The 3,523-nt window shown below is 48.1% G+C and carries 1 protein-coding gene; it reads left to right on the top strand.

Annotated features, from left to right (window positions below; translation table 11 throughout):
• Positions 1-3,523 (top strand): CotH kinase family protein (locus tag AB5935_RS23830; protein ID WP_368327644.1); only part of this gene is annotated, 3,523 nt, incomplete at both ends.

Genomic DNA, 3,523 nt, shown 5'->3' with positions numbered 1-3,523 from the left:
CCGGTGAACATCCGTTTGTTCAGTGATACGGCGGATGTGGAGATCAGGAATTTCCGTATTTATAACCGTGCGCTTACGGATGATGAAGAATTAAATAATTACATGGTAGACCGTACTACGTCGGACGAAATGGTCCTGTTATTTGAAAAAAACGATGTTACGGGGGACAACGGTACGGATATCGACATAGACAAGTTACGCGCCCAGGGAAAGGCGGTTATGCGAATTGTCGGCGATGTGAACCTTGTCAACGCCACCAATAACAAGAAATTCGAGGTACCGGTCGATATCTATTTTTATAGCCCGTACGGTAAGGAGTATGATTTTGTAGCAAGGAATGTCGGTCTAAGAATACAGGGTACATCATCCACCACTTATCCGCGTAAGAATTACCGTCTTTATTTCTTGCGCCTGGAAAAATACGGTACCACGCTGGAAGTTAACGGCGTGGATGTGCCGTCCCTTGAATACAGTTTCAAACCGGGAGCACGGCCGATCAGTATATTCTGTTTGAAAGCGGACTTTTCCGATTCTTCCGGTACACATAATACCGGTGCGGTGCGTATTGTGAACGACGTTTGGAAGAGGTGCGGGTGGCTGACACCGCCGCAGGCTGCATATAAGGGGGAATATGACGTACGTATAGGCGTGGACGGTTTCCCTATGGACCTGTTTTATGACAACGACGGCACCGGTGCGAATACTTATCTGGGAAAATACAATTTCAATAATGAGAAGTCGGAAAGTGCGATCATTTACGGTTTTGAAGGAATTGAAGGATTCAACGACGAAGCGGCCCTGAACGGGCAGCGTAACAAATGTATCTGTCTGGAGTTCCTGAACAACTCCGAGGCCCTTTGTCTGTTCGGGACTACCGACATGTCTTCTTTTGATGATGCGCTGGAATTTCGTTTCAAGGCGGACACTACCTGGGCGGATGCACACGAGGACGACAAGGCGGCAGTTACAAGGCTTTGGAACTGGATCGATTCATGTAAGGATGATCCCGCCAAGTTCCTGGCGGAATATAACCAGTATTTCGGTAATGACAGCCCGTTTGCATGGTATCTGATTACCGATTACTTTATGGCTGTGGATAACCGGGCAAAAAACATGATGCTGGCGACTTGGGACTCTCTGATCTGGTATTTCCTTCCTTACGATATGGACACGCTGTTCGGTGTGCGTAATGATTCGGTACTGAAATACGAATATACCATTACCCACGAAAGTTTTGACGATAGTATCGGTAGTTATGCTTTTGCCGGCCATGATTCCGTTTTATGGGAACTGGTACGGTCTTGTCCGGACAAATTGCGTGAAGTGGCGGAAACCTTGCGTAGCAATATGAGCCTTGAATATGTTCTGCAAGTATTTAACGAGGAGCAAATGGGTAACTGGTGCGAGCGGATTTATAACAAGGATTCGGAATATAAATATATCCTTCCGCTTACCGAAGGGGTGACAACCGGCAGCGGAACCAGTTATTATAATTATCTGTATGCCTTGCAGGGAAGCCGTTATGCGCACCGTACTTATACCATTCAGAACCGTTTCGCCCTTCTGGACAGTCAGTACGTGGCCGGTACTTACCGTCGTGACAGCTTCGCGGCTTATTTCGGATACAAGTTCGGCAGCGATAACCGGAAAATTCGGATTACGGCCTCCGAACGGTATTATTACGGGTACGGGTACACGTCCGGAACACCGCACCAAAGCGCGGTACTTGCAGAAACGGCCGGGGCTGTGGTGGAACTGACAATGGACACGGATTTAATTGTAAACGATCCGCAATATTTCTACGGTGCAAGCCGTATTCGCGGGCTTGATCTGACGGATGTAAGCCACGCCATTGTCGGCACGTTGAACCTGAACAACTGCACGGCCTTGCGTGATCTGAATGTTAGTTGTGAGGCCGGACAGACGACATTTAACGCCCTTCTGGTGGGTAATTGCCGTAATCTTCGAAAACTCGACATATCCGGACTTAAATCTTCTTCCTTTACCGGTATGGACCTTTCAAGTAATACCAAACTTGAAACCTTCCTGGCCGGTGATACATCCCTTACCGGTGTGACATTTGCCGGCGGTGCGCCTCTGGCCGTTTGCGTCCTTCCCGGAACTTTGCAGACGCTCGAACTCCGGTACCTGAACAAACTAACCAATGCAGGGCTGCAGCTGGAAGGTACGGCAAATATCACGCGCCTTGTGATTGATAACTGTAGCCTGATCGACTGGAACACGTTATTACAGCAATGCAGTGCGACCAGCTATCTACGAATTACCGGTATAGATATGGACGGGAACGGTAATTTGCTTCGCAGGCTTATGACAATGGGCGGCGTTGATGAAGACGGGGGAAACGTGCAGACGTGCCGCCTGGTAGGTACGTACCGGCTCACCCAGTCCATGTCGGATGAAGAGTACGCCGCCACCTGTGCACATTTCCCGGAACTGAATATCATTCAGCCGCAGTTTGTCGGTATAAAAATAGATCAGACGGTAGGAGACGGGGAAAAGATTACGAATCTGGATAACTCTACCGGATATGACTATAATACTGAATTTACCCCGTCTTCCCATATATTGGAAGTGTTGTCGAAAAGACGTTGTATTCTGGCTAAAAAGACGGCGGAGGGTGAAATGACCTGTTACCCGCTTCATGATGAGAACCGAAATAAATACGCGGATAGTGACAGCGTGGAGAACGCCACGGATGCAGTATTAACCGGATCGGAAGGTGAAGTTTACATATATGAGCCTCATTACTGGTACAAGGGAGTAACGGACGTGCTGAATCAGTGCCTTTACGGTTTTATTTCAAGTAATGAGGATGCGCCGGCAGCAGCAGGGTACACCAGTATAAGATTTACCCGCGAGGAACTGGATGTGACGGAAGGGATCGGGATTCGTAAGAATACGGATTACACAACCATTGAAGAGGCGAAGAATGAATACGAATCCGGATCGTTCGCCCTGGTGGACGTCCGGGATTACAAGCAGGTTCGTTTTCCCGGTTTTGCTTCTACTCTTTACGGTGCTGTATTTATAGATGATGCCGGGAAAATAGTAAGTCGGATCAGCGTTTCAAATGCGAACGGTTTTATCAATGGTATGTATCTGTTTTGTGCCGTTCCTGTAGGGGCTACGAAACTGGCCTTTACTTTCCTTAATTCGGCGGCCTTCGATTTCGTTTTACTCACAACATCGGAAAGTGTGGAAGCGATCGAGCCGGACTGGGTAGAGCATACGGAATGCCTGGGCGGTGTTTATGAAGCCTATCTGATTGATGATGTGCTGCGTTCTGTCAGTGGTGTTTCAAGTGTAGGAACTATTTCACAGAGCCAGGCAGTCAAATACGCCCAGAACAGGGGCAAAGGTTTCCAGCTGTTCGACTGGGAGATGCACAAGGATGTGGGTAATCTGCATTTCTTTAAATACGGTAATACCGATTCGCAGGGAGTTTGCGGATATGGAACAAACAATTACCAGAAAGTGACAGGCCTTACAAATGCGCTGGGGA

Source organism: Phocaeicola sp. RTP21198st1_B8_RTP21198_201120 (genome assembly GCF_040929485.1).
Taxonomy (GTDB): Bacteria; Bacteroidota; Bacteroidia; order Bacteroidales; family Bacteroidaceae; genus Phocaeicola; species Phocaeicola dorei.
Note: the sequence above shows the minus strand (reverse complement) of the source record. Positions and strands in the feature narration are given on the sequence as shown.